This is a genomic window from Synechococcus sp. R5-13 (genome assembly GCF_047462015.1).
Classification (GTDB): Bacteria; Cyanobacteriota; Cyanobacteriia; order Thermostichales; family Thermostichaceae; genus Thermostichus.
The window spans coordinates 1-1,174 of the sequence record NZ_JANSIL010000073.1 but is presented as its reverse complement, the minus strand read 5'-3'; the positions used below and the strand labels follow the sequence as shown (position 1 = coordinate 1,174).

The window sequence follows — 1,174 nt, the reverse complement described above, 5'->3', positions numbered from 1 at the left end:
TTCCGCATTCCTCCCGACACTGACCCTACGGGTACAGTGCGGGGCTCCTGCGATTTCTAGCTGAATTGTTGTTTTCTATCTCCCCAGGCGTAGAAGCTTTCCACCAACTCTGCCGTCGTAGAAGGGTGCCCACGAGTCACGATCCAGTGGACAGTAGCCAGCAATTCTAGACCATAGGGCGACTCAAAGCCCTCCACGAGGTCGCTGACACGCTCAAAGCGTTCTCTCGTCTCTGGCTGTCCAGCGAGATATCTATGGGCTTCCTCGACAGCACCGGGCACCAGTTCCAGCTTCTTGTCTGGTCGATCACCGCCCGAGCCGTACCCAGAGATGTAATATCCCTCGATTTCTTTGAGAACATGCCGCAAGTTCTCGGCGTAGGGTCCATGAACGCCCTTTGTAAATCGCAGGCGAAGCGGCTCCCCGGCTTCCTGCAGGAAGTACATCAGCTTGTGCAGCTCAAGCAAAGAGACAAACGGAACAAGTAGACCGTTTACATAGCGCTCCATAAGGCCCACCAGCACCGCTCTTCCCGGCGTCAAGGAAGGGATCTGGCCACGGCGCATGCTCTTCGGCAAAGGCTGAGGCCCGGTGGGCTCAAAGACAAGGATGTGGACGTCGGGAAGTTCTGCTAGCGCCTGCTCGATGCGGGAGCGCACATCGGGCCAATGAAGACCCCCGAGGCCGCAGCCTAGGGGTGGCAAAGCGACTGAGCGCAGACCAAGATGCCTGATCTCCTCGGCAAGGGACTTCAGCCCAGCTTCTATATCCTCGATCCGCGACTTCCCCCGCCAGTGGCGTTTTGTGGGGAAATTGATGATGTAGCGCGGATTGGTCAGGTTTCCGGTCTCGAAAACGAACATTTTGCCCGGTTGGACTTCCCCCCGCCGGCAGGCTGCGGCATAGGCCTTGAAGTTCCCAGGCCATGATTTCAAGTGCTGTCGCAGAACCAGTAACAAGAATCCCCTGCCTTTAGGCAGGGGGGTATGTCAAAATCCCTTGCAAGTTGTCTACATGGGTAATGTGGTAGATTTTGGGACTTTCTGGAATTGGCGCCATACCTTCGCTCTACGATGCAGCTTTGAAAAAGGCAGAGCCAGATGTGCTTCAGCTAGAAATCGCAGGAGCCCCGCACTGTACCCGTAGGGTCAGTGCCGGGAGGAATGCGCTTTGA

The 1,174-nt window shown here is 56.5% G+C and carries 1 protein-coding gene; it reads right to left on the bottom strand.

What is annotated here, in order from left to right; genetic code table 11:
- Positions 1-56: 56 nt before the first annotated feature.
- Positions 57-959 (bottom strand): macro domain-containing protein, encoded by a 903-nt coding sequence (locus tag NW840_RS06075; RefSeq protein ID WP_414331439.1) that lies wholly within the window; start codon positions 957-959, stop codon positions 57-59.
- Positions 960-1,174 lie beyond the last annotated feature (215 nt).